The organism is Lonsdalea quercina (genome assembly GCF_900107885.1).
Lineage (GTDB): Bacteria > Pseudomonadota > Gammaproteobacteria > Enterobacterales > Enterobacteriaceae > Lonsdalea > Lonsdalea quercina.
In genome coordinates this window covers 206,464-231,185 of the sequence record NZ_FNQS01000004.1, presented here as the reverse complement: position 1 = coordinate 231,185, position 24,722 = coordinate 206,464, and the positions used below count along the sequence as shown (strand labels likewise).

General features: G+C 57.2%; 21 protein-coding genes and 1 pseudogene. 15 read left to right on the top strand and 7 right to left on the bottom strand.

Annotation, left to right across the window (positions count from 1 at the left end; translation table 11 throughout):
* The first annotated feature begins 144 nt into the window (after positions 1 to 144).
* Positions 145 to 1,344, top strand: a complete 1,200-nt coding sequence (gene nhaA / locus BLU64_RS07900) for a Na+/H+ antiporter NhaA (RefSeq protein WP_074728325.1) — start codon at positions 145 to 147, stop codon at positions 1,342 to 1,344.
* Positions 1,345 to 1,530: 186 nt separating this feature from the next.
* On the opposite strand, the gene rpsT is transcribed toward nhaA, so the two are convergent.
* Positions 1,531 to 1,794 carry a 30S ribosomal protein S20 gene (gene rpsT, locus BLU64_RS07895; RefSeq protein ID WP_026739060.1) on the bottom strand — a complete coding sequence of 88 codons (264 nt, stop codon included), beginning with the start codon at positions 1,792 to 1,794 and terminating at the stop codon, positions 1,531 to 1,533.
* Positions 1,795 to 2,198: 404 nt separating this feature from the next.
* On the opposite strand from rpsT, the gene ribF reads away from it, so the two are divergent.
* The 14 genes and pseudogenes from ribF to BLU64_RS16985 form a co-directional block, all read left to right on the top strand.
* Positions 2,199 to 3,140, top strand: coding sequence for a bifunctional riboflavin kinase/FAD synthetase (ribF, locus tag BLU64_RS07890; protein ID WP_074728323.1), 942 nt, complete (start codon positions 2,199 to 2,201; stop codon positions 3,138 to 3,140).
* 32 nt (positions 3,141 to 3,172) lie between these two features.
* Positions 3,173 to 5,992: an isoleucine--tRNA ligase gene (gene ileS / locus BLU64_RS07885; RefSeq protein ID WP_074728321.1), complete on the top strand. Its 2,820-nt coding sequence runs from the start codon at positions 3,173 to 3,175 to the stop codon at positions 5,990 to 5,992.
* The gene (gene lspA, locus BLU64_RS07880; RefSeq protein WP_026741658.1) at positions 5,992 to 6,498 is read left to right on the top strand and encodes a signal peptidase II; all 507 of its coding nucleotides are present in this window, start codon (positions 5,992 to 5,994) and stop codon (positions 6,496 to 6,498) included. Before ileS ends, lspA begins: the two co-directional genes overlap by 1 nt.
* Before the next feature lie 3 nt (positions 6,499 to 6,501).
* Complete coding sequence (fkpB, locus tag BLU64_RS07875) at positions 6,502 to 6,975, top strand: FKBP-type peptidyl-prolyl cis-trans isomerase (RefSeq protein WP_026741659.1); 474 nt, start codon at positions 6,502 to 6,504, stop codon at positions 6,973 to 6,975.
* On the top strand, positions 6,956 to 7,906 hold the full coding sequence (ispH, locus tag BLU64_RS07870) for a 4-hydroxy-3-methylbut-2-enyl diphosphate reductase (RefSeq protein WP_026741660.1): 951 nt from the start codon (positions 6,956 to 6,958) through the stop codon (positions 7,904 to 7,906). The genes fkpB and ispH overlap by 20 nt, the downstream gene beginning before the upstream one ends.
* 283 nt (positions 7,907 to 8,189) lie before the next feature.
* On the top strand, positions 8,190 to 9,011 hold the full coding sequence (gene dapB / locus BLU64_RS07865; RefSeq protein ID WP_026741661.1) for a 4-hydroxy-tetrahydrodipicolinate reductase: 822 nt from the start codon (positions 8,190 to 8,192) through the stop codon (positions 9,009 to 9,011).
* A 455-nt stretch (positions 9,012 to 9,466) separates the two neighbouring features.
* Complete coding sequence (gene carA, locus BLU64_RS07860) at positions 9,467 to 10,612, top strand: glutamine-hydrolyzing carbamoyl-phosphate synthase small subunit (protein WP_026741662.1); 1,146 nt, start codon at positions 9,467 to 9,469, stop codon at positions 10,610 to 10,612.
* 78 nt (positions 10,613 to 10,690) lie between these two features.
* On the top strand, positions 10,691 to 13,915 hold the full coding sequence (carB, locus tag BLU64_RS07855; RefSeq protein ID WP_074728319.1) for a carbamoyl-phosphate synthase large subunit: 3,225 nt from the start codon (positions 10,691 to 10,693) through the stop codon (positions 13,913 to 13,915).
* A 216-nt stretch (positions 13,916 to 14,131) separates the two neighbouring features.
* The gene (locus tag BLU64_RS07850; protein ID WP_026741664.1) at positions 14,132 to 15,055 is read left to right on the top strand and encodes an SDR family oxidoreductase; all 924 of its coding nucleotides are present in this window, start codon (positions 14,132 to 14,134) and stop codon (positions 15,053 to 15,055) included.
* Positions 15,056 to 15,083: 28 nt separating this feature from the next.
* Positions 15,084 to 15,326 carry a hypothetical protein gene (locus BLU64_RS07845; RefSeq protein ID WP_026741665.1) on the top strand — a complete coding sequence of 81 codons (243 nt, stop codon included), beginning with the start codon at positions 15,084 to 15,086 and terminating at the stop codon, positions 15,324 to 15,326.
* Positions 15,327 to 15,362: 36 nt separating this feature from the next.
* The gene (locus BLU64_RS07840; protein WP_026741666.1) at positions 15,363 to 16,139 is read left to right on the top strand and encodes a threonine/serine exporter family protein; all 777 of its coding nucleotides are present in this window, start codon (positions 15,363 to 15,365) and stop codon (positions 16,137 to 16,139) included.
* The gene (locus BLU64_RS07835; protein ID WP_026741667.1) at positions 16,130 to 16,600 is read left to right on the top strand and encodes a threonine/serine exporter; all 471 of its coding nucleotides are present in this window, start codon (positions 16,130 to 16,132) and stop codon (positions 16,598 to 16,600) included. The genes BLU64_RS07840 and BLU64_RS07835 overlap by 10 nt, the downstream gene beginning before the upstream one ends.
* Positions 16,601 to 16,706: 106 nt before the next feature.
* Positions 16,707 to 17,189, top strand: coding sequence for a type 3 dihydrofolate reductase (gene folA, locus BLU64_RS07830; RefSeq protein WP_026741668.1), 483 nt, complete (start codon positions 16,707 to 16,709; stop codon positions 17,187 to 17,189).
* An 80-nt stretch (positions 17,190 to 17,269) separates the two neighbouring features.
* Positions 17,270 to 17,682, top strand: a pseudogene (locus BLU64_RS16985) (alkaline phosphatase PhoX); the annotation flags it as partial.
* Positions 17,683 to 17,831: 149 nt separating this feature from the next.
* Here BLU64_RS16985 and apaH read toward each other — a convergent pair.
* The 6 genes from apaH to lptD all read right to left on the bottom strand — a co-directional run bounded on the left by apaH (position 17,832) and on the right by lptD (position 24,671).
* Entirely contained in the window at positions 17,832 to 18,677 is an 846-nt protein-coding gene (apaH, locus tag BLU64_RS07820; RefSeq protein WP_051625430.1) for a bis(5'-nucleosyl)-tetraphosphatase (symmetrical) ApaH, read from the bottom strand.
* A 2-nt stretch (positions 18,678 to 18,679) separates the two neighbouring features.
* A complete protein-coding gene (gene apaG, locus BLU64_RS07815; protein ID WP_026739075.1) occupies positions 18,680 to 19,057 on the bottom strand; it encodes a Co2+/Mg2+ efflux protein ApaG in 378 nt (125 codons plus the stop codon).
* A gap of 15 nt (positions 19,058 to 19,072) precedes the next feature.
* Positions 19,073 to 19,891 carry a 16S rRNA (adenine(1518)-N(6)/adenine(1519)-N(6))-dimethyltransferase RsmA gene (rsmA, locus tag BLU64_RS07810; RefSeq protein WP_074728318.1) on the bottom strand — a complete coding sequence of 273 codons (819 nt, stop codon included), beginning with the start codon at positions 19,889 to 19,891 and terminating at the stop codon, positions 19,073 to 19,075.
* Positions 19,884 to 20,885: a 4-hydroxythreonine-4-phosphate dehydrogenase PdxA gene (pdxA, locus tag BLU64_RS07805; protein WP_026741671.1), complete on the bottom strand. Its 1,002-nt coding sequence runs from the start codon at positions 20,883 to 20,885 to the stop codon at positions 19,884 to 19,886. The genes rsmA and pdxA overlap by 8 nt, the downstream gene beginning before the upstream one ends.
* Positions 20,885 to 22,180: a peptidylprolyl isomerase SurA gene (surA, locus tag BLU64_RS07800; protein WP_074728316.1), complete on the bottom strand. Its 1,296-nt coding sequence runs from the start codon at positions 22,178 to 22,180 to the stop codon at positions 20,885 to 20,887. The genes pdxA and surA overlap by 1 nt, the downstream gene beginning before the upstream one ends.
* Before the next feature lie 100 nt (positions 22,181 to 22,280).
* Positions 22,281 to 24,671: an LPS assembly protein LptD gene (gene lptD, locus BLU64_RS07795; protein WP_175527801.1), complete on the bottom strand. Its 2,391-nt coding sequence runs from the start codon at positions 24,669 to 24,671 to the stop codon at positions 22,281 to 22,283.
* Positions 24,672 to 24,722 lie beyond the last annotated feature (51 nt).

Sequence of the window (24,722 nt, the reverse complement as noted above, 5' to 3'; positions counted from 1 at the left end):
TTTTGGTGTGATTCGTTTCTGCCGAAGGTTATCCGGTTTTTGTTGAATATTGAGGCATTTTCAACGAGTGTATGGGCTGATTCCCGACTTCCTGACATCACAAGAAGACGGTGTACCGATTTCGCTTAAAGAGAGAATGTCCTGATGATGAGGCTATTGCGCCGGTTAGCCCGGCTGGATGCGGCGGCGGGAATGACGCTGATTGCAGCAACGCTGCTGGCGTTGCTGATGGCGAATATTCCGCTGACGGCAATGGGATATGACAAGGTGCTGACTACGCCGCTCGACGTCACGGTGGGTGGGATAAACTTTCACGCCACGCTGCTGCACGCAATCAACGATGGCCTGATGACGCTGTTTTTTTTGATGGTGGGGCTTGAGGTAAAACGCGAGCTGATGGTTGGCGCATTGGCCAGCCGTCGTCAGGCGCTATTACCCGTAGCGGCCGCTCTCGGAGGCATGGTGGTCCCCGCGCTGATCTATCTGGCGATCAACGCCGCAGATGTGCACACTCGAGTGGGTTGGGCCATTCCGACGGCGACGGACATCGCCTTCGCCGTGGGTATTCTGGCGTTGCTGGGCAAACGGGTGCCGCTGGGACTGAAGGTTTTCCTGCTGGCGCTGGCGATCATCGACGATCTCGGGGCTATTCTGGTGATCGCGTTCTTTTACACGCAGCAACTGAATGGGCTGGCTCTGCTGGGGGCGGCGTTGTCGGCGCTGGTTCTGGCATATTTGAACTGGCGACAGGTAATGAACTCACCCGCGTATTTATCAGTGGGCGCCGTTCTGTGGCTTTGTGTTCTGCTATCGGGCGTGCATGCCACGCTGGCGGGAGTGGTGGTTGGATTCCTGATCCCGCTGCGCGCGCCGGCCGGGCAGCCGTCGCTCGCGACCGCGTTGGAGCACCGGCTGAGCGGCTGGGTCGCATTTCTGATTATCCCGCTATTCGCATTCGCCAACGCGGGTATCGCGCTACAAGGTGTTGATGCGGGACAGATGCTTTCTCCGCTCACGGTGGGAATCGCCGCCGGTCTGCTGATAGGAAAACCGCTGGGGATTATGGTGTTCAGCGGGGGAGTAATCGCTCTTGGGCTGGCGAAGTTACCGGCAGGCGTGAACTTTCGTCAGCTCAGCGCGGTATCGGTGCTGTGCGGCATCGGCTTCACGATGTCCATTTTCATCACGCTGCTCTCTTTCGGTGGCGAAGCGGATGCGGCGACGGTTCTGTATGCCAAGCTGGCGATCCTGACGAGTTCACTAGCGGCCGGCGTGTTTGGTTTTATCGCCTTGCGTATTGCGCTGCCTGCCATATCGGCTCATACGCCGGCGCCCAGAGAGTGACGGGGCGCCAGGCGCTGTAGCCATCGTATGAGGGAAGACGATCGCCGCAATTAACGGCGCTGGCGATCCCTCAGGGGTTTTAAGTTAACAGACTGTAATATAAGATAAAATCTAAGTTTTCAGGATTTCAGACATAAAAAAACCGGCCTAGGCCGGTTTTTTCTAGCAATGTTCGCGAGAACGCGATTATTGCAAAGCGTTGATCTGTGCGATCAGGTTTGACTTATGACGTGCAGCCTTGTTCTTGTGAATCAGGCCTTTGCTAGCCTGACGATCCACGATCGGTTGCATTTCATTAAACGCTTTCAGTGCTGCTTCTTTATCGCCAGTGGCGATCGCCGCGTATACTTTCTTGATGAAAGTGCGCATCATGGAGCGACGGCTTGCGTTATGCTTGCGACGCTTTTCAGACTGTACGGCGCGTTTCTTAGCTGATTTGATATTAGCCAAGGTCCAACTCCCAAATATATTCTATCGAGGACAATTCAAAGGCCGAGGAATATGCCCGGTTAGCCTTCTTTTGTCAATGGATTTGTGCAAATAAGCGCCGTTTGTACGTCAGCGCTTGTTACGTTGTGATGGCGCAGGATTTTAACAGCTTCACGTCGGGGAATATAGTCTTTCGCGCCATAAATCGGTATTAAAACGCGCAACGCGTATTAACGGACTGTTCTTGGCAACCACATGCCTTATCGGCCGTGAGATGCCGTCACTCCAGGCGGCGTTTTTGCGCTTTTTAAACTCTCCGCCAGTGCTGAAATCAGAAGAGCTGGCGACAAAAGGCACGCATCCCGGGTTAACCTTACCCGTTGTACAAGGTATAATCCGCCGATTTCCACTGTTTTGAGCCAGTTATGCAGCTAATACGCGGTATACACAATCTTCAGGCACACCATCATGGCTGTGTGCTTACTATTGGTAACTTTGACGGTGTCCACCGCGGGCATCATGTGCTGCTCGAACGCCTGAAACAGGAAGGGCAGAAGCGCGGACTGCCTGTGATGGTCATGATTTTTGAACCCCAGCCGCAGGAGCTGTTCGGCGGCGAAAACGCGCCCGCCCGACTGACCCGGTTGCGCGATAAGGTGAAATATCTGTCGCAGGCCGGCGTCGATTACCTGCTGTGCGTGAAGTTCGACGCGGCCTTCGCCGCCCACGATGCCCATGCCTTTATTTCCGATCTGCTGGTGAACAAGCTGGGCGTGAAATTCCTGGTGGTGGGGGATGACTTCCGCTTTGGCGCTGGTCGCAAAGGGGATTTCCTGTTATTACAGAAAGCGGGCGTTGAGCTGGACTTTGAGGTCATCAGCACCGATTCGTTCTGCAACGGTGGAAAGCGAGTGAGCAGCACCGCGGTGCGGGAAGCGCTCAGCCAAGACGATTTGGCTCAGGCCGAAGCGCTATTAGGGCACCCGTTCAGTATTTCTGGGCGCGTGGTGCATGGCAATGCGCTCGGTCGCACGATAGGTTTTCCGACGGCGAATGTGCCGTTGAAACGCCAGGTATCGCCGGTCAGTGGCGTGTACGCCGTAAGCGTCTATGGGCTGGGGGATGAGCCAATTCCCGGCGTGGCCAACATCGGAACGCGCCCGACAATCACCGGCGACAAACGTCAGCAGTTGGAAGTGCATTTGTTTGACGTCACGCTGGATCTGTATGGCCGCCACATAGAAGTGGTCATGCGCAAAAAACTACGTAATGAACAGCGGTTTGCTTCGCTTGATGCGCTGAAGCAGCAGATCGCTAATGATGAGGTGGCGGCCCGTGAATTCTTTGGGCTAAAGGCACCGGTTTAATTTTTCTAGCCGAAAACGAAATCGAGAATCTAATGAGTGACTATAAAACTACCCTGAATTTGCCGGAAACAGGGTTCCCGATGCGTGGCGATCTCGCCAAGCGCGAACCCGATATGCTGAAACGTTGGTACGATCAGGATCTATACGGGATTATTCGTAGCGCCAAGCAAGGTAAGAAAACCTTTATCCTGCACGATGGCCCCCCGTACGCCAACGGCAACATTCACATTGGTCACTCGGTTAACAAGATTCTTAAAGACATCATTATCAAGTCCAAAGGGCTTTCCGGCTATGACTCGCCCTATGTTCCGGGCTGGGATTGCCACGGCCTGCCCATCGAGCTGAAAGTTGAGCAATTGGTCGGCAAGCCGGGCGAAAAAGTCAGCGCGGCAGAGTTCCGTCAGGAGTGTCGTAAGTACGCGGCAGAGCAGGTCGCCGGCCAGAAAAAAGACTTCATTCGACTGGGCGTGCTGGGCGAGTGGGATCATCCCTATCTGACGATGGACTTCGACACCGAAGCCAACATCATCCGCGCGCTGGGCAAAATCATCGCCAACGGTCACTTGCACAAGGGCGCCAAGCCGGTTCACTGGTGCGCCGACTGCGGTTCCGCACTGGCGGAAGCGGAAGTCGAATACTATGACAAAACCTCTCCTTCTATCGATGTCGCTTTTAGCGCGGTCGACCGTTCCGCCGTGGCGGCGAAGTTCGGCGTGTCTGCCGATGCGGTAGAGGGCGCCATTTCCCTGGTGATTTGGACTACGACCCCGTGGACCCTGCCGGCTAACCGCGCTATCTCTCTGAATGCGGAATTTATTTACCAACTGGTGCAGGTGGACGGTCAGGCGCTGATTCTGGCGGCGGATTTGGTCGAAAGCGTCATGCAGCGTCTGGGTGTTGCCGAATGGAAAGTGCTGGGCGAATGCCAGGGTAACGCGCTGGAACTGCTGCGCTTCAATCACCCGTTCATGGGCTTCGATGTCCCGGCTATTCTGGGCGAACACGTCACGCTGGATGCCGGTACGGGCGCCGTCCATACTGCGGGCGGACACGGTCCGGACGACTATGTCATCAGTCAGAAATATCAGTTGGAAATCGCCAACCCCGTGGGGCCGGACGGCTGCTATCTGCCGGGCACGTTCCCGGGGCTGGACGGCCTGTTCGTCTTCAAAGCTAACGACATCGTCGTTGAGATGCTGCGCGAGCGCGGCGTGCTGCTGCATGTTGAAAAACTGCTGCACAGCTATCCTTGCTGCTGGCGTCACAAAACGCCGATTATCTTCCGCGCGACCCCGCAGTGGTTTATCAGCATGGATCAGAAAGGGCTGCGTCAGCAGTCGCTGTCGGAAATCAAAGGCGTGCAGTGGATCCCTGACTGGGGGCAGGCGCGAATCGAAACCATGGTCGCGAATCGCCCAGACTGGTGTATTTCCCGTCAGCGCACCTGGGGCGTGCCGATGTCTTTGTTCGTGCACAAAGAGACCGAAGAGCTGCACCCGCGTACCGTGGAACTGATGGAAGCCGTCGCTAAACGCGTTGAGCAGGATGGCATTCAGGCATGGTGGGATCTGGACCCGGCGGAGCTGCTGGGCGAAGACGCCGCCAACTACGTCAAAGTGCCTGATACGCTGGACGTGTGGTTTGATTCCGGTTCCACCCATGCGTCAGTCGTCGACGTGCGCCCGGAATTTGGCGGCCACGCGGCGGACATGTATCTGGAAGGCTCCGACCAGCATCGCGGCTGGTTTATGTCTTCTCTGATGATCTCGACCGCCATCAAGGGTAAAGCGCCGTACCGTCAGGTACTGACGCACGGCTTCACCGTGGATGGGCAGGGTCGCAAAATGTCCAAGTCCATCGGCAACACGGTCAGCCCGCAGGACGTGATGGATAAACTCGGCGCCGACATTCTGCGCCTGTGGATCGGCTCTACCGACTATTCCGGTGAGATCGCAGTGTCCGATGAAATCCTGAAACGTTCCGCCGACGCCTATCGCCGTATTCGTAACACCGCGCGCTTCCTGCTGGCCAACCTGAACGGTTTCGATCCGGCGCAGCACAGCGTGGCGCCTCAGGATATGGTCGTGCTCGATCGCTGGGCGGTTGGTTGCGCGAAAGCCGCACAGGAAGAGATTCTGGACGCGTACGAAAACTACGACTTCCACCGCGTAGTTCAGCGTCTGATGCAGTTCTGCTCGATCGAGATGGGATCGTTCTATCTCGATATCATCAAAGATCGTCAGTACACCGCCAAGAGCGACAGCGTCGCGCGCCGCAGCTGTCAGACGGCCCTGTTCCACATCGCCGAAGCGCTGGTGCGCTGGATGGCGCCGATCCTCTCCTTTACGGCGGATGAGATCTGGGCTTACCTGCCGGGCGAACGCGCGCAGTACGTCTTTACCGAAGAGTGGTATGACGGCCTGTTCGGGCTTGATGGTGCAGAAAGCATGAATGAGGCTTTCTGGGCCGACATGCTGCAAATCCGCAGCGAAGTGAACAAGGTGATCGAGCAGGCGCGTAACGATAAACACATCCGTGGTTCTCTGGAAGCCGCCGTCACGCTGTATGCGGATAGCGCACTGACTGAGAAGCTGAATCAGCTGCAGCCGGAACTGCATTTCGCGCTGCTGACCTCTAAAGCGACCATCGCGTCTTACGACGATGCGCCTGCGGATGCGCAGCAGACGGAATTATCAGGGCTGAAAATTGTCCTTGATAAGGCTGACGGCGAGAAATGCCCGCGTTGCTGGCATTTTGAAACGAATATCGGCACGGACTCCGAGCATCCTGAAGTGTGCGGTCGCTGTGCTACCAATGTCGGTGGCGCGGGCGAAGTGCGTAAATTCGTCTAATGAGACACTCTATGAAATCAACGGGACTGCGCTGGCTTTGGCTGGCGCTGGTAGTGCTGGTAGTGGATCTGGGCAGTAAGCAGTGGGTCATGACCCACTTTCAGTTGGGAGAGTCGCTGCCGCTGATCCCATTCTTTAATCTGACCTATGCCCATAATCCGGGCGCGGCGTTCAGCTTCCTGGCCGATAAAGATGGCTGGCAACGCTGGTTCTTTGCGGTGATCGCGCTGGCGATTACGGCGGCGTTGCTGGTACTGATGTACCGCTCCAGCGCCAGCCAGAAGTTGAACAACATTGCTTACGCCATGATTATCGGCGGCGCGGTGGGTAACCTGACCGATCGGTTGGTTCATGGCTATGTGATTGACTTTGTTGATTTCTATATCAATGACTGGCATTACCCCATCTTCAATATTGCCGATGCGGGCATCTGTATCGGCGCATTGCTGATTGTGTTGGAAGGTTTTTTCGTGTCCTCTGAGAAGAAAAAAGCCGAAGGTAAATAGCGCATGTCTGAGCGTGTTCAGAATCATAGCGCCGTGCTGGTGCATTTCACGTTGACGCTGGAAGACGGCTCTGTGGCGGAAAGCACTCAGCGCAGCGGAAAGCCGGCGCTGTTCCGTCTGGGGGACGGAAGTCTGTCCCCCGAGTTGGAGCAGCAGCTGCTGGGGCTACAGGCGGGCGATAAACGTCGCTTTAGCTTACCGCCCGAGTCCGCTTTCGGCGACGCCAATCCCGATTTGATTCAGTTTTTCCTGCGACGCGACTTCGCCGAAACCGGCGTGCCCGACGTAGGGACGATCATGTTGTTCAGCGGCATTGGCGGTCAGGATATGCCGGGCATTATTCAGGAAGTGGCGGAAGAGTCCGTCACCGTCGATTTCAACCATCCGCTGGCCGGACATACCATCACGTTTGACATCGACGTGCAGGCTATCGATCCCCCGTTACAGGAGGAGAAGCATGAAAATCTTGCTGGCTAACCCCCGCGGGTTTTGCGCGGGCGTCGACCGCGCCATCAGCATCGTGGAGCGCGCGCTGGAGATCTACGGCGCGCCGATTTACGTTCGTCACGAGGTGGTGCATAACCGCTTCGTGGTTAACGGCCTGCGTGAGCGCGGCGCTATTTTTATCGAACAGATCGATGAAGTTCCGGATGGCGCGATCCTGATTTTCTCGGCGCACGGCGTCTCACAGGCGGTGCGGGCAGAAGCCAAAAGTCGCGATTTGAGCGTATTCGACGCCACCTGTCCGTTGGTCACCAAAGTGCATATGGAAGTCGCGCGCGCCAGCCGGAAAGGGATGGAAGCCATTTTAATCGGCCACGCGGGTCATCCCGAAGTGGAAGGCACCATGGGGCAGTACAACAACCCTGAGGGGGGGATGTATCTGGTCGAAAGCCCGGAAGACGTGTTCGCGCTGCAGGTTAAACACGAAGACAAGCTGTGTTTCATGACGCAAACCACCTTGTCTGTGGACGACACCTATGCGGTGATTGATGCCCTGAGGGCGCGTTTTCCGAAGATCATCGGGCCGCGTAAGGACGACATTTGCTATGCGACGACTAACCGGCAGGAAGCCGTACGTCATTTGTCCGGCGAAGCGGACGTCGTGCTGGTGGTCGGCTCTAAAAACTCCTCTAACTCAAACCGTCTGGCGGAGCTGGCGCAGCGCGTCGGCAAACGCTCTTATCTTATTGACTCGGCTGACGATATTCAGGAAGCCTGGTTCAATAATACGGCGTGCGTAGGCGTCACAGCCGGTGCATCGGCGCCCGACGTGCTGGTGCAGGAAGTCGTACAGCGTCTCCGGTCGCTGGGTGGCGAAGTCGCGCACGAGATGGTCGGACGCGAGGAAACCATCGTTTTCGAAGTGCCGAAAGAGCTGCGCGTTGACGTTAAGCAGGTCGACTAACGATCTGACAGAACGACAGCCCGTTCGGCGCTGTCGTTTCCTCCTTCCAGAAAATATTTCCCTGCGTTGAAACTGCATGTTTATGCGTTATAGTGATGAACCTGCATGACGCCTTTATCACCGCGAAAATGGCATCCCAGTCCCCTTAGCGAGCGGTGGCGCGGGTCACAGAGACGGGATGCGCGCTTAATTTTACCGGTCGGCAAATCTATTCACTTTCTTCCGTCCGGTTTCGTTACCCTGAATGCATTTTTTATGCATGACATGAAATAAGAGAGAAGACATGAAGGATTCATCAATCCGTATTGCAGTTGCCGGTGCTGGCGGACGCATGGGGCGTCAGCTGATACAGGCGGTTGATCACATCGACGGCGCAGTACTGGGTGCCGCGTTGGAGCGAGCAGGGTCTACGCTGGTCGGCAGCGATGCCGGCGAACTGGCCGGGCTGGGAAAACGGAATGTGGTTGTTTCTGACTCCCTCGATGCTGTGAAGGACGACTTCGACGTTTTGATCGATTTTACGCGTCCCGAAGGCACATTGGCGCATCTGGCGTTCTGTCGCCAGCACGCTAAATCCATGATTATCGGCACGACGGGCTTTGATGATGCGGGCAAAGCCGCAATATCCGAGGCGTCCGCTGAGATAGGGATCGTTTTCGCCGCCAACTTCAGCGTGGGCGTGAACGTGATGCTGAAGCTGCTGGAGAAGGCGGCGAAGGTCATGGGCGATTACACGGACATTGAAATTATCGAAGCGCATCACCGCCATAAAGTGGACGCGCCTTCGGGTACGGCGCTGGCTATGGGCGAGTCTATCGCTGGCGCTTTGGGGCGCGATCTCAAAAGCTGTGCGGTCTATGCGCGTGAAGGCTACACCGGCGAGCGAGACCCGAAAAGCATCGGTTTCGCGACCGTTCGCGCGGGCGATATCGTCGGTGAGCACACCGCCATGTTTGCAGATATCGGCGAGCGTGTAGAGATAACCCACAAGGCTTCAAGTCGGATGACCTTTGCAAATGGCGCAGTGAGGGCGGCAATATGGATAAGTGCTCATAAATCCGGCCTTTTCGATATGAAAGATGTGCTTGGACTCGATGATTTATGATTTTTGAAATTATGTTATATTTATAACATCATGATTTTAATGACACCTTTTGGTGTCATTTTTGTTTTTATGTAAAAATATAGTCTTTTTATATTTTTTGCTTTATATCGTTTTAATTTCTATTTTTTAATCCCCTTAAAGGCCCTTTTTTTACTTCGTATTGCTCTGTTTTCGGCGAACGATGCTATCTCAATCATCTTTTTGGTTATTTCGGTTAGCAACCGTTTTCTTACGCCATTTTATGTGTGTTTTTATGGCTGTCGACCAGGATTATTGACTGGATACGTATAAATACAAGAAAAAATCCTGTTTTGGATGGACAATTGACCGGGTCGTCATTAAAATGCGCCCAATTTGCCGAAAATTTACCTTACAGGTGGTTTTTGCATTGATTTAGATCGGTGAATCTGAATTAATATGCAAATAACGTGATTGTTTATTCCTTGGAGGGTGTTTTGATTAAGTCAGCGCTATTGGTTCTGGAAGACGGAACCCAATTCCACGGTCGGGCCATTGGGGCAGAGGGATCGGCCGTGGGGGAAGTGGTCTTCAATACGTCGATGACCGGTTATCAAGAAATCCTCACTGATCCTTCCTATTCCCGCCAGATTGTCACTCTTACGTATCCCCACATTGGTAATGTCGGCGTCAACGCCAGCGACGAAGAATCCTCATCCATTCAGGCACAAGGCCTGATTATTCGCGACCTCCCCCTCATTGCCAGTAATTACCGCAGCCAGGAAACCCTTTCCAACTACCTCCAGCGCAACAATATTGTGGCGATTGCGGATATCGATACCCGCAAGTTGACGCGTTTGCTGAGGGAGAAAGGCGCGCAAAACGGCTGCATTATTGTGGGCGACGCGCCGGATGCGGCGCTGGCGTTGGAAAAAGCGCAGTCATTCCCGGGCCTGAAAGGCATGGATCTGGCGAAAGAGGTGACGACAACCGCCAGCTACGAATGGCGTCAGGGGAGCTGGACGCTGCAGGGCGATCTGCCGACGGTGAAAGACGAAAGCGAGCTGCCTTACCACGTGGTGGCCTACGACTACGGCGCCAAGCGAAACATCCTGCGCATGCTGGTCGATCGCGGCTGCCGTCTGACCGTCGTGCCAGCTCAGACTTCGGCTGAAGACGTGTTGAAACTTCGTCCGGACGGCGTGTTTCTGTCCAACGGTCCCGGCGACCCGGCGCCCTGCGATTATGCCATCGACGCCATCAAAACCCTGCTGGACACCGAGATCCCGATCTTCGGCATTTGCTTAGGCCACCAGCTGCTGGCCCTGGCCAGCGGCGCCGACACCATCAAAATGAAATTCGGCCACCACGGCGGCAACCATCCGGTGAAAGATCTGGATGCGGGCCGCGTGATGATCACCGCTCAGAACCACGGCTTTGCGGTAGACGAAGCCACGCTGCCGGCGAATTTGCGCGTCACGCACAAATCGTTGTTCGACGGCTCATTGCAAGGCATTCACCGCACCGATAAACCGGCTTTCAGCTTCCAGGGACATCCAGAAGCCAGTCCGGGTCCGCACGACGCCGCGCCGCTGTTTGACCACTTTATCGAGCTGATTGAGTCTTACCGTAATACCCAATAATCAGAAGACGCTTAGTCGCGCCGCGCCGAGTCATCTTCCTTGGACGGCGGCGAGTAAGCGGGTTCTCAGGAGCGAGAAATGCCAAAACGTACCGACATAAAAAGTATCCTCATTCTGGGCGCCGGCCCGATCGTCATCGGTCAGGCGTGCGAGTTCGACTACTCTGGCGCGCAGGCATGCAAGGCGCTGCGCGAAGAGGGCTACCGCGTCATTCTGGTGAACTCCAACCCGGCAACGATCATGACCGACCCGGAGATGGCGGACGCCACCTACATTGAGCCGATTCACTGGGAGGTCGTGCGCAAAATCATCGATAAGGAGCGGCCGGATGCGGTGCTGCCGACGATGGGCGGCCAGACGGCGCTGAACTGTGCGCTGGAGCTGGAGCGCCATGGCGTGCTGGAAGAATTCGGCGTCACGATGATCGGCGCGACCGCCGATGCCATCGACAAAGCCGAAGACCGCCGTCGCTTCGATATCGCCATGAAAAAAATCGGGCTGGATACCGCCCGTTCCGGCATTGCGCACTCGATGGAAGAAGCGCTGGCCGTTGCCGCCGACGTCGGCTTTCCCTGCATTATCCGCCCCTCCTTTACAATGGGCGGCACCGGCGGCGGCATTGCCTACAACCGTGAAGAGTTCGAAGAGATCTGTACCCGCGGTCTGGACCTCTCTCCAACCAACGAGCTGCTAATCGATGAGTCGCTGATCGGCTGGAAAGAGTATGAGATGGAAGTGGTGCGGGACAAAAACGATAACTGCATCATCGTCTGCTCTATCGAAAACCTGGACGCAATGGGGATCCATACCGGCGACTCCATCACCGTTGCCCCGGCGCAAACGCTGACGGACAAGGAGTACCAAATCATGCGTAACGCCTCGATGGCGGTACTGCGTGAAATCGGCGTTGAGACCGGCGGTTCCAACGTCCAGTTCTCGGTAAACCCGAAAAACGGTCGTCTCATCGTCATCGAGATGAACCCGCGCGTCTCTCGTTCCTCGGCGCTGGCCTCCAAGGCAACCGGCTTCCCGATTGCGAAGATCGCCGCGAAGCTGGCGGTGGGCTACACGCTGGACGAACTGATGAACGATATCACCGGCGGACGTACGCCGGCGTCCTTCGAACCCTCTATCGACTACGTCGTTACCAAGATCCCGCGCTTTAACTTTGAAAAATTCGCAGGCTCCAACGACCGCCTGACGACGCAGATGAAGTCGGTGGGCGAAGTGATGGCGATCGGCCGCACACAGCAGGAGTCGTTGCAGAAAGCGCTGCGCGGACTCGAAGTGGGCGCGACCGGGTTTGATCCGAAAGTGGATCTGGACGACCCCGAGGCGCTGACCACCATTCGCCGGGAGCTGAAAGACGCGGGCGGCGATCGCATCTGGTATCTGGCCGATGCTTTCCGCGCCGGAATGTCGATAGACGGCGTTTTCAACCTGACGAATATCGACCGCTGGTTCCTGGTGCAGATTGAAGAGCTGGTGCGTCTGGAAGAGCAGGTGGCGGAAGGGGGCGCAAACAGCCTGACGCCGGACTTCCTGCGGATGCTGAAGCGCAAAGGGTTTGCCGATGCGCGTCTGGCGACCTTGGCGGGCGTTTCCGAAGGGGAAATCCGTAAGCTGCGCGACAAATACAACCTGCACCCGGTCTACAAACGCGTGGATACCTGCGCCGCCGAATTCTCGACCGATACCGCCTACCTCTACTCCACGTATGAAGACGAGTGCGAAGCGAATCCGAATGTCGACCGCGATAAAATCATGGTGCTGGGCGGCGGGCCAAACCGTATCGGTCAGGGTATCGAGTTCGACTACTGTTGCGTACATGCATCGCTGGCGCTGCGGGAAGACGGCTATGAAACCATCATGGTCAACTGCAACCCGGAAACCGTTTCTACGGACTATGACACGTCCGATCGCCTCTACTTCGAGCCGGTCACGCTGGAAGACGTGCTGGAAATCGTCCGTATCGAAAAACCGAAGGGCGTGATCGTCCAGTACGGCGGCCAGACGCCGCTGAAGCTGGCGCGTGAGCTGGAAGCGGCCGGCGTACCGGTGATTGGCACCAGCCCGGATGCCATTGACCGCGCGGAAGACCGCGAACGTTTCCAGCAGGCGGTTGACCGCCTGGGCCTGAAACAGCCGGCGAACGCCACGGTCGTCGCCATCGAACAGGCGGTGGAAAAAGCCGCAGGCCTCGGTTATCCGCTGGTGGTGCGCCCTTCTTATGTTCTGGGCGGCCGCGCGATGGAAATCGTCTACGACGAAACGGACCTGCGTCGTTACTTTCAGACGGCAGTCAGCGTCTCCAACGACGCGCCGGTGCTGCTGGACCGCTTCCTGGACGACGCGGTGGAAGTGGACGTGGACGCCATCTGTGACGGTGAACAGGTACTAATCGGCGGCATCATGGAACATATCGAACAGGCTGGCGTGCATTCCGGCGACTCCGCGTGTTCGCTGCCGGCTTACACCCTGAGCCAAGACATTCAGAATGTGATGCGTCAGCAGGTGGAAAAACTGGCGTTCGAACTGTCCGTGCGAGGGTTGATGAACGTGCAGTTCGCGGTGAAGAACAACGAAGTGTACCTGATTGAGGTAAACCCGCGTGCGGCGCGGACCGTGCCGTTCGTCTCCAAGGCCACCGGCGTGCCGCTGGCAAAAGTGGCGGCGCGCGTGATGGTAGGCAAAACGCTGGCCGAACAGGGCGTAACCCAAGAAGTGATTCCGCCTTATTACTCGGTGAAAGAAGTGGTGCTGCCGTTCAATAAATTCCCGGGCGTCGACCCCATTTTGGGGCCGGAAATGCGCTCGACCGGCGAAGTCATGGGCGTGGGCCGCACGTTTGCAGAAGCGTTCGCCAAAGCCATGCTGGGCAGCAGCTCCGCGATGAAGAAAAACGGCCGCGCGCTGCTGTCGGTCCGCGAGGGCGACAAAGGCCGCGTCGTGGATCTGGCGGCCAAGCTGCTCAAACACGGGTTTGAGCTGGATGCGACTCACGGCACCGCGGTGGTGCTGGGCGAGGCGGGCATCAATCCGCGTCTGGTCAATAAGGTGCACGAAGGGCGTCCGCACATTCAGGATCGCATCAAGAACGGCGAATATGCCTATATCGTGAATACCACGGCTGGTCGTCAGGCGATTGAGGACTCTAAGCTAATTCGTCGCAGCGCGTTGCAGTACAAAGTGCACTACGACACCACCATGAACGGAGGGTTTGCCACCGCGATGTCGCTGAATGCCGACCCGACCGAGCAGGTGACCTCGGTGCAGGAAATGCACGCTAAAATCAGCCGATAACTCCCTTTCATAGAGTGGGTCGATAAACGGGCCGATCGGTTATGCCGATTGGCCCGTTTTTTATCGATATTTCATTATGTTGAATCTTTATTCGGTAGCATAAAAGACTACCTTTCCTGAAAAAGACGCATTTAGCGTCTACGCTTAAAGGGTGACTCCAACCTGTGCGGGTGAGTGTTTTTTATCCGTCTGAACATCCTTTATCAGGAGATAAGTATGGCTTCGCATGAGAAAGAAGGTCAGTCTTCACGTCCCGCTTTAACCGGCAAAAATCCGGTCGACGCCTACCCCCAGCCCCCGTTTCCCAGCCAGCCGCAAACCCCGCCGGGGCTGGCGAGCAAGATGCAGCCGCAGCCGGATCACGGCGAGGAAAGTTATCGCGGTACGGGCCGACTTGAGGGACGAAAAGCGCTGGTGACCGGCGGAGATTCCGGTATTGGCCGCGCGGTGGCGATCGCCTATGCGCGTGAAGGGGCGGATGTCGCGATCAACTATCTGCCGGAAGAAGAGTCTGACGCTAAAGAGGTCATCGACCTTATTCGCGCCGAAGGCCGTACGGCTGTGGCGATACCGGGCGATATTCGCGACGAAGCGTTCTGCCACAAACTGGTGGACGAAGCGGTGCATAAGCTGGGCGGGCTGGATATCCTGGTGAATAACGCCGGACGCCAGCAGTATGTGGAGTCGATTGCGCAACTGACGACCGAAGCGTTCGACGCCACGTTCAAAACCAATGTTTACGCGCCGTTCTGGATCAGCAAAGCCGCGTTGCAGCATATGAAACCCGGCTCGGCGATTATTAATACGACCTCGGTCCAGGCCTTTAACCCGAGCGCGATTCTGCTGGATTATGCGCAGACCAAGGCTTGTAATGTGGCGTTCACCAAGGCGCTGGCGAAACAGATCACCGGCAAAGGGATCCGTGTCAATGCGGTCGCGCCGGGACCCTATTGGACGGCGCTACAGCCGAGCGGCGGCCAGCCGATGGAGATGGTGCAGCAGTTTGCCGCGAGTTCGCCGATGGGACGTCCGGGGCAGCCGGTGGAAATCGCGCCGCTGTATGTCACGCTGGCCTCGGCCGAAGCCAGTTACACATCTGGTCAGGTGTGGTGTGCGGATGGCGGCACCGGCACAGTGTAGTCATCATCGTCTCTGGCGTGGAGCGGCGATGGCCGTTCCTCGTCATTATACGACCACGTCGATGCCCTGTTGGTTTCACTACGTTGAAGCCCATCCTGCTGTACTCTTGCTCTGGTTCCTCTCCCTGGCTAGCTGCCGTAATTCCTATCGTCATCAAATTCATCGCGAAAAATTCGTGCATAATGTTTCCGATCACGCTGTGGCCGGCCTGTTCGAACCATCCGCCATGAGCGACGGCGCGGCGGAGCCGCCGCTGTCTGCGACAGCGTGAATTCTCGGGACTTTTGAGTCGGATCGGAGCATCAACATGATCAGTTCAGGTATCGCTCAACGGGACATCACCCGGTTGTGTATTCAATGTGCGCTGATGCTGCTACAGCACGGCGCGGAAAGTACGGTAGTGGAGCAATTATCCTCCCGTCTGGGGAAGGCGCTGGGCGCCGACAGCGTGGAGAGTTCAATTTCCGCGAATGCCGTGGTGCTGAGCACGATCGTCAATGGACACTGTTTGACCACCACACGCAGAAATGAGGACCGCGGTATCAATATGCACGTGGTGACGGAGGTGCAGCATGTCGTGATTTTGGCCGAGCATCGCCTGCTGGGCGTTCAGGAGGTCGCGAAGCGGTTCGACCACATCAAACCGCTGCGTTACCCGCGCTGGATTGTCGTGAGCATCGTCGCGCTCTCTTGCGGCTGTTTCAGCCGGTTGAACGGCGGCGGCTGGGATGCGTTTCTCATCGCGCTGCTCGCCAGCGGGCTGGCGATGTATGTGCGCCAACTGCTGACGGTCCGCAGCTTTAATCCGCTGATCAACTTCTGCATTACCGCCTTCGTCGCTACTTCGGCCTCCGGACTGCTGATGCGGGTGCCGGGGCTGGAGAATTCCGCCACGGTGGCGATGGCGGCCAGCGTGCTGCTGCTGGTTCCGGGCTTTCCCTTGATTAACGCGGTGGCAGATATGTTCAAAGGGCACGTCAACACTGGGCTGGCGCGCTGGGCGATCGCCAGTCTGTTGACGCTCTCCACCTGTATCGGCGTGGTATCGGCAATGGCGATATGGGGGCTGCGTGGATGGGCTTAGAACTTCTCTGGATGTTATTGCAGGACATGGCGCTGGCCGCCGTACCGGCGCTCGGTTTCGCTATCGTGTTCAATGTGCCGGTAAGGGCGTTGCATTATTGCGCCGTGCTCGGCGCGCTGGGGCATGGCTCCCGCTTTCTGTTGATCCATTTCGGCCTGCATATTGAATGGGCTTCCATGCTGGCTGCTATCCTGATCGGCGCGCTGGGCATTCACTGGTCGCGCTGGCTGCTGGCGCACCCCAAGGTATTCACCGTTGCGGCGGTGATCCCGATGTTCCCCGGCATTTCCGCCTATACGGCGATGATCTCAGTGGTGGAGCTGTCGCACCAGGGCTATAGCGAGGCGTTAATGCAGCAGTTGATCACTCAATTTCTCAAGGCCAGCTTCATCGTCGGGGCGCTCTCCATCGGACTGTCGCTGCCCGGATTGTGGGTTTATCACCGGCGTCCGGGAGTATGACAAATCAGAGACCTCAGAGAACAAATTTGGATACGGTTCATTTATCGACGCCCGAACCGGCTTTCCGTATAGTGGCAACAATTTTTTTTGCCTACAGGGTTCTACCATGGTTATTAGTTTGATTGCTGCGATGGCGGTGGACCGGGTTATTGGGATGGAAAACGCCATGCCCTGGCATCTCCCAGCTGACCTGGCGTGGTTCAAGCGTAATACGCTCGATAAGCCCATTGTGATGGGGCGCAGCACGTTCCGCTCTATCGGTCAGCCGCTGCCGGGACGGCGCAATATCGTGATCAGCAGTCAGCCGGGCGACGATGACCGCGTGATTTGGGTGACGTCACCGGAGGCGGCGCTGGCGGAGGCGGGCGATGTCGAAGAGGTCATGGTCATCGGCGGCGGCAGTATTTATCGGCAGATGTTGCCTCTGGCACAACGGCTTTATTTGACGCACATTGACGCCGAAGTCGAAGGCGACACTCACTTCCCGGACTATGAGCCGGATGAGTGGCGCTCTACGTTCAGCGAGTTTCACGAAGCGGATGAACGCAATTCTCACCACTACTGCTTCGAAATATTGGAACGCCGCTAACCCTCTCTTCTCAAACCCGCTTACCGGCGGGTTTTCTTTATCCCGCTCTAATGTAAAAGCGGGCGCTCAGGTCGATGCCAGCCGTCGCTCAAGCGTTCGTGTGGGACAGGTATGTGCTGTGCGGATATCCGGAAGGCGTCAACCGTGGTGCGCCCAACATCACGGCGGATAATACGTTTAACAGCCTGGATGGTTTGAGATGCAACCGGGAAGGGCGGTGGATCCTGACGGACGGTAATTACAGCAACACCGGTGACTTCGCCGGACAGGGTATCACCCTATGTTGGCAGGCGATCCCGTCTGCGGCGAGATCGAACGTTTTATGATAGGGCTGAAGTCCTGTGAATTGATCTAAACCTCCTTCACACAGGACTACCGTACGATGTTCGTTAACGTGCCGCATCCGGGTGAAGAGGACGATTCGCACTTCCCTCACAACGGTGTACGCCCTCGTTCATCGATGCGTAGGTCAGTCATTCGAACGTCGGGGTAAACGTCATTACGCCGAGTCACTTGACGCTGTCTGCGGGAAGCGCTCAGGCACGAATAAAAAAGAGATGCCTCTCGGCATCTCTTTTTCACGCTCATGTCTTTTCGCTTTCTTGCGAACGGGGAGGCTATGCCCCTCCGATTCCGATGCGTTTACCCGGCGTTTTGCGCGTTGTCATCCTGCCGCATAAACTGGGACGGCTGGTGGTAATAGCGCTGCGTTTCCCAGTGAAGCAAGGTCAGCGAGCCTCCCCAGCAGCAGCCGGTATCCAGCGCATAGATGCCTTCCGGTGTGCCTTTGCCTTCCAGCGATGCCCAATGCCCGAAGGCGATGGCGTATTCGCTTGGCACCGGTCCGGGTAAATTGAACCAGGGCTTAAGCATGGACGGCGCCTGCGCGGGCGGTGTTTTACACATCATATCCAACTGTCCGCCGCTGAAGCAGTAGCGCATGCGGGTGAAGACGTTGGTGCTGAAGCGCAGTCGCGGCAGGCCGCTCAGTTCCGGCAACCAGTTGTTCGGCATGTCGCCGTACATCGCATCCAGAAATAACGGATAGCTGTCGCTGCTCAAGATGGATTCGACTTCGCGGGCGCACATCTGCGCGGTGTCCAGATCCCATTGCGGCGTAATCCCCGCATGAGCCATCACCAGCTTAAGATCCTCATCGACCTGCAGCACCGGTTGGCGACGCAGCCAGTTGATGAGATCGTCGATATCCGGCGCGGCGAGCAGCGCGTCCAGCCGGTCTTTGCTTTTCTGACGGCTGATGCCGGCGTAGACCGCCAGCAGATGCAGGTCGTGGTTGCCGAGCACCATGCGTACCGACGAACCCAGCGAGCGCACGAAGCGCAGTACCTGCAATGAATCGGGGCCGCGGGCGACGAGGTCGCCGGTTAGCCATAGCGTATCCCGCGCGGGATCGAAAGAAACTTGCGCCAATAGCGCTTCCAGTTCAACGAAACAACCGTGAACATCGCCAACAAGATAGGTAGCCATAATTAGTGTATCAATGAAGGGATTGCCAGGCGGAATACCGGGATAGATTCCTGGAAAGTCTCACCCTGATGGTCGAGCATCTGGTAATGGCCTTCCATCGTTCCCAACGGCGTTTCAAGAATGGCGCCGCTGGTATATTGGAATTCACTGCCGGGATGTATGACGGGCTGAACGCCGATGACGCCTTCGCCCTGAACTTCAGTCTGACGCCCGTTGCTGTTGGTGATGAGCCAGTAACGGCTCATCAATTTGACGTCGTGGCGCCCCAGATTGCGGATAGTGATGGTGTACGCAAAGACGTAGCGATCTTCTTCCGGCGCAGACTGTGCTTCTACATAGAAACTCTGAACCTGTATGCAAACTCGGGGCGCGTTGATCATGACGACAACTCCAGTTTATTCCTGCGTCGTAGGCTGACTGCTGAGCCAGTTAGCGAGCTTGCAATACTGCTCTACAGTCACGTTTTCTGCGCGATCGTTGGCATTGATGCCCTGTTCCGCCAACTGCTCTTGCGTAAACAGGTTGCCCAGACTGTTGCGCAGCGTTTTACGGCGCTGATTGAAAGCTTCCGTAGTAATTCTGCTCAGCACTCGGGTATCGACCTGAGGATAAGGCGACGTCGTGTGAGGCACCAGCCGCACGACCGCAGAGTCGACTTTTGGCGCCGGTCTGAATGCGGTGGGCGGAACTTCGAGTACCGGGATAACCTGGCAGTAATACTGCGCCATGACGCTCAAACGGCCGTAGGCTTTACTGTTAGGACCCGCGACCAGCCGATTGACCACCTCTTTCTGCAACATAAAGTGCATGTCGCGAATAGCTTGAGTATAGCTGAACAGATGGAACATCAGCGGTGTGGAAATATTATAGGGCAGGTTGCCGAAAACCCGCAGCGGCTGGCCGATTTGCTGCGCCAACTCGGCGAAGTCCACTTTCATGGCATCCTGCTGAATGATGGTGAGCTTATCTTTCAACGCGGGATGGACTTCCAGCCGTGCGGCCAGATCGCGGTCCAGCTCGACGACGGTAAAGTGGTTCAGTCGTTCTCCCACAGGCGCGGTCAGAGCACCCAGGCCGGGGCCGATTTCCACCAGCGCCTGATCCGGCTGCGGGTGAATGGCGGAGACAATGCTGTCGATCACAAAATGATCGTGTAAAAAGTTTTGCCCGAAACGTTTACGGGCGAAGTGGCCTTGGTGTACTCGATTATTCATTACGATTAGCAATCATTTTAATAGCAAGATTTAGGGCGGTACTGAAGCTGCCGGGATCGGCCTGGCCGGTGGCGGCCAGCTCCAGCGCCGTGCCGTGGTCGACCGATGTACGGATAAACGGCAGACCCAGCGTGATGTTGACTGCCCGGCCGAAGCCCTGATACTTCAGAACCGGCAATCCCTGGTCGTGATACATCGCCAGCACGGCATCCGCCGGCTGCAAATATTTAGGTTGGAACAAGGTGTCTGCCGGCAGCGGGCCGACCAGCTGAATGCCTTTCTCCCGCAGCTCATCGAGCGCCGGAATGATGACGTCCAGCTCTTCCCGTCCCATATGACCGCCTTCGCCCGCATGGGGATTCAGGCCGCAAACATAGATCGACGGGTTTGCAATACCGAATTGGGTCCGCAAATCGTGATCGAGAATGGTGACGACTTCGTGCAAACACTGGCGGTCGACCGCATCCGCCACGTCTCTCAGCGGCAGATGCGTCGTTGCCAGCGCGACGCGCAGTTTCTCGGTCGCCAGCATCATGACGACCCGCTCGCAATGGCTGCGTTCGGCAAAGAATTCGGTGTGCCCGGTAAACGGCACGCCAGCCTCGTTGATGATGCCTTTATGCACCGGACCGGTAACCAGGGCGGCAAATTCGCCACGCAGACAGCCGTCGCAGGCCTGAGCCAGCGTCTCGACGACGTAACGGCTGTTCTCCACGTTCAACTGGCCGGGAACGACGGTCCCGGCCAGTTCGACCGGCAGAACGGTCAGCGTACCGGATTGCTGAGGATGCGCGGGTTGAGCGGGAAGATACTCCCGCACCGACAGCGGGACATTCAGCGCCTGTGCCCGGTTCAACAGCAGCGCGGGATCGGCGCAGACCACCAGCTCGACCGGCCATGTCTGTAGGGCCAGCGAGACGATCAGATCAGGACCAATCCCGGCGGGGTCGCCGGGGGTGATCACGATGCGTGGCGTGCTGCGTTCAGTCGACATTAGTTGCTTTGTCCATCCAGCACTTTGACATAGGCGGCAGCGCGTTTTTCCTGCATCCAGGTCTGGGCTTCTTCCGCAAACTTGCGGTTGAACAGCATGCGGTAGGCGCGCTCTTTTTGCGCCGCGTCGGTCTTATCGACCTGACGGGTGTCCATCAACTGAATGAGGTGCCAGCCAAAGGAGGAGTGAACCGGCGGGCTGATTTCGCCTTTGTGCAGTTTCAGCAGCGCGTCGCGGAATACCGGATCGTAGACGTCAGGTGAAGACCAGCCCAGATCGCCGCCCTGATTGGCGGAACCCGGATCCTGCGATAGCTGGCGCGCCTGAGCGGCGAAGGTGGTGCCGCCGCTCTTGATCTGCTGCGCGACGTCCAGCAGTTTGGCGCGGGCCTGATCGTCCGTCATGACGACAGAGGGCCTGAGCAGAATGTGGCGGGCGTGCATTTCCGTGACGGAGACGGTTTTGTCTTCGCCGCGGATGTCGTTGACGCGCAGAATGTGGAAGCCGACGCCGGAACGGATTGGGCCGACTATCTGGCCTTTCTGCGCCTGCACCAGGCTTTCTGCGAACAGCGTCGGCAGCTCCTGCAGTTTACCCCAGCCCATCTGTCCCCCTTTCAGCGCTTGCTGATCGGCGGAGTAGGTGATGGCGAGCTTGCCAAAGTCGGCGCCTTCGTTCGCTTCTTTCACCAGACGCTTAGCCAGATCTTCGGCCTGATCGACTTCCTGCTGCGTCGGGTTTTCCGACAGCGGCAGCAGGATATGGCTCAGATTGACCTCGGTATCGCCGGTGTTCTGATTGGAGACCTGCTTGGCCAGCGCATCGACTTCCTGCGGGAGGATGGTGATGCGGCGGCGCACTTCATTATTGCGCACTTCGGCGATGGTCATGTCTTTGCGGATCTGGCTGCGGTAGGTATCGTAGCTGATGCCTTCCTGCGCCAGGCGGTCGCGCATCTGAGCGACCGTCATGCGATTCTGCGCCGCGATGCCGCTGATGGCGCTATCCAACTGCTCGTCCGTGATCTGAACGCCCATCTTCTGGGCCATTTGCAGCACGATGCTATCAACAATCAGGCGATCGAGGATCTGATGGCGCAGCGTGGCGTCATCGGGCAACTGCTGGCCGGCGCCCTGTGCGTTCAGCTTGACCGACTGCAGTAAGCCATTGACATCACTTTCCAGCACGACGCCGTTATCCACCACCGCGGCAACGCGATCAACGACCTGCGGCGCGGCAAACGCTGTCGAGACGCTCAGCGTCAGTCCCAGAATCAGTGCTTTCCAGTTGTTCATACCTTTCCCATTAAATGTCATCCGCCTGGAGGCGGGTTAAATGTTGAATTGCTACCGGTATTAGACGCTTATTGCGGCCAGAGTTCCCGGCGGTACACCATTAGAAAGAGCGTTGGTACGGCAAAATGCCATTCGCCAGCATTTTGTCTGTGCCCAAACTGTAGTTGCTGCTTAGACCGCGTAGTTCAAACGACACGCCCACTTTGTTGTCGTAGACGCTGCTGTTGGAGGCGGTGTTCCAGGTGGTGATCTTCCTTTCGTAACCGACATTGACCGCCCAGCAACAGGTGGAATATTGCAGACCAATCAGCTGATCGGCCGGCTGGTTCATCTTGGTGTCGTAGTAATACGCGCCGACGACGGCCCAGCGCTCGGACAGCGGCCAGCTGCCGGTCATCCCCACCTGAGAAATGCCCTGCTGATAGGCCGGAAGAGTACTGTCGTTCAGCATGGATTGAATATATTCCGCGCTGGCGTAGCGGTAGTTCAACTGCAGCATGCGTTCGCCGCCACCGCGGTATTCCACCACGGCGTCGCCGACCGTGAAGTTATCCACGCGGGCGTCGTACTGCGCGCCGCCGCGGATTGCCCAGTTATCGGCGATCTTCCAATAGGTATCGCCCGCCCAGGTCAGGCTGCCGTTGTGGTAGTTGTTGTCGAGCGACGAGTTGGTGTTGCCGGTGCGCGGACGTTCGAAGTAGTAGATCTGACCGAGCGAGGCGTTGAAACGTTCCACCAGCGCGTCGTCGTACAGGCGGGTGGTGACCCCGCTCGCGACCTGGTTGGCCGAAGCAATCCGGTCGAGGCCGCTGTAGGTTCGGTCGCGGAACAAGCCCGCGTAGTCGCTTTGCAGCAGGGTGGAGTCATAGGTACGAATGTTGGTCTGGTCGCGGTACGGTACGTAGAGGTACATGGCGCGCGGTTCCAGCGTCTGGGTATACCCCTTCGCCCAGTCCATATCCCGTTCAAAGACCAGTTTGCCGTCGACTTTGTACTGCGGCATCACCCGGTTGACCGACTCATCCAGTGGGGTGTTGTTGGTATCGCTATTGTAATGAGTCAGATTGCTCTGCTGATAGTGGGTCGCCATCAGCTTGGCTTCGGTATTCAGACTTGCCCAACCGTTGGACAGCGGCAGGTTGAAGGTCGGCTCGGCGTGCAGTCGAGTCGCCGTCGGCATATCCGGGTTCACGTTGGTAAATTTCACCGCCTGCCCGTAAAGGTGCATGTCGACAGGACCCAGATCGTTAAGGTAGTAGTTCATGTCGAGCTGCGGCTGTGCGCGATAGACATCCGAGGTATTGCTGAATATCTGATAGCTGCGCGTCGACAGCGTGGCGTCGAAGTTGCGGTCGGCGTAAGCGGCGCTGAACTTCTGGGTGGCATAGCCGTCGGTGGTGGAGCCGTATTTGGACTCCAGATCGGTGAAGTAGTACGGGTCGCTGACCTTGGTGTAGTCGACGTTAAAACGCCAGACCTGGTTCAGCACGCCGCTGTGCTGCCAGTACGTCAGCCAGCGAGTGGTATTGCTGTCGGCCTCATAGGTGCCAGCTTTGATCTCTTTGTCGTACTGCTTATCGTTAGGCAGCCAGTCCAGCTCGAACACGCCGGCGCCCGCACGGGTCAGGTAGCGGAATTCGTTCTCCCACTGCAATCCACGTTTGGTCTGTACGTGCGGCGTAATGGTGGCGTCGAAATTCGGGGCGATGTTCCAGTAGTACGGCGTCATCAGCTCGAAGCCGTTGTTTTTGCCATACTTGGCGTTCGGGATCAGGAAACCGGAACGTCGGCGATCGCCCACGGGGAGCTGAAGATACGGGCTGTAGAAAATCGGGACGCCGGCGATGCGGAATCGCGCGTTCCAGATTTCAGCCACTTCTTCTTCCCGGTCGTGGATGACTTCCGAACCCACGACGCTCCAGCTATCGTCACCCGGCAGGCAGGACGTAAAGGTGCCGTTTTCCAGAATGGTGTATCGGTTGTCGTCGCGCAGCTTCATCTTGTTGGCATCGCCGCGGCCCTGACGTCCGACCATCTGGTAGTCGCCTTGGTACACGTCAGTGTCTTTGGTATTCAGGTTCGACCAGGCTTTCGGCCCTTTCAGGATCACCTGATTGTCATCGTAATGCACATCGCCGGTGGCGGTGACCGTGCGGGTCGGGTCGGTTTTACCCGTCTGCTGAATCTGATTCAGCTCGACCTCCTTGGCGGTCATCACCCGGTTGCCTTGCTCAATATTCACATTGCCGGTAAATACGGCGTTGTCGGGATAGTTCGCCTGGGAGTGATCTGCCTGGATGTGGACGGGCAGCTGACCGGTGTCGCCGGTCACCAGCGGACGGTTATACGTCGGTACGCCGAGCATACACTGAGAGGCGAGGTCCGCCATGGCTTGCTGGCTGTAGAGCGCTGACCACACTAACGAGGCCAGCAGAGTTGGGAAACTTTTTTTCATACGCGGTATCAGGTGTTCCGTCATCAGGGGCATCATGCCGGCAAACCGTCAGAGACTATATCACGCGCTGGCGCAGCGCCAGTGCTA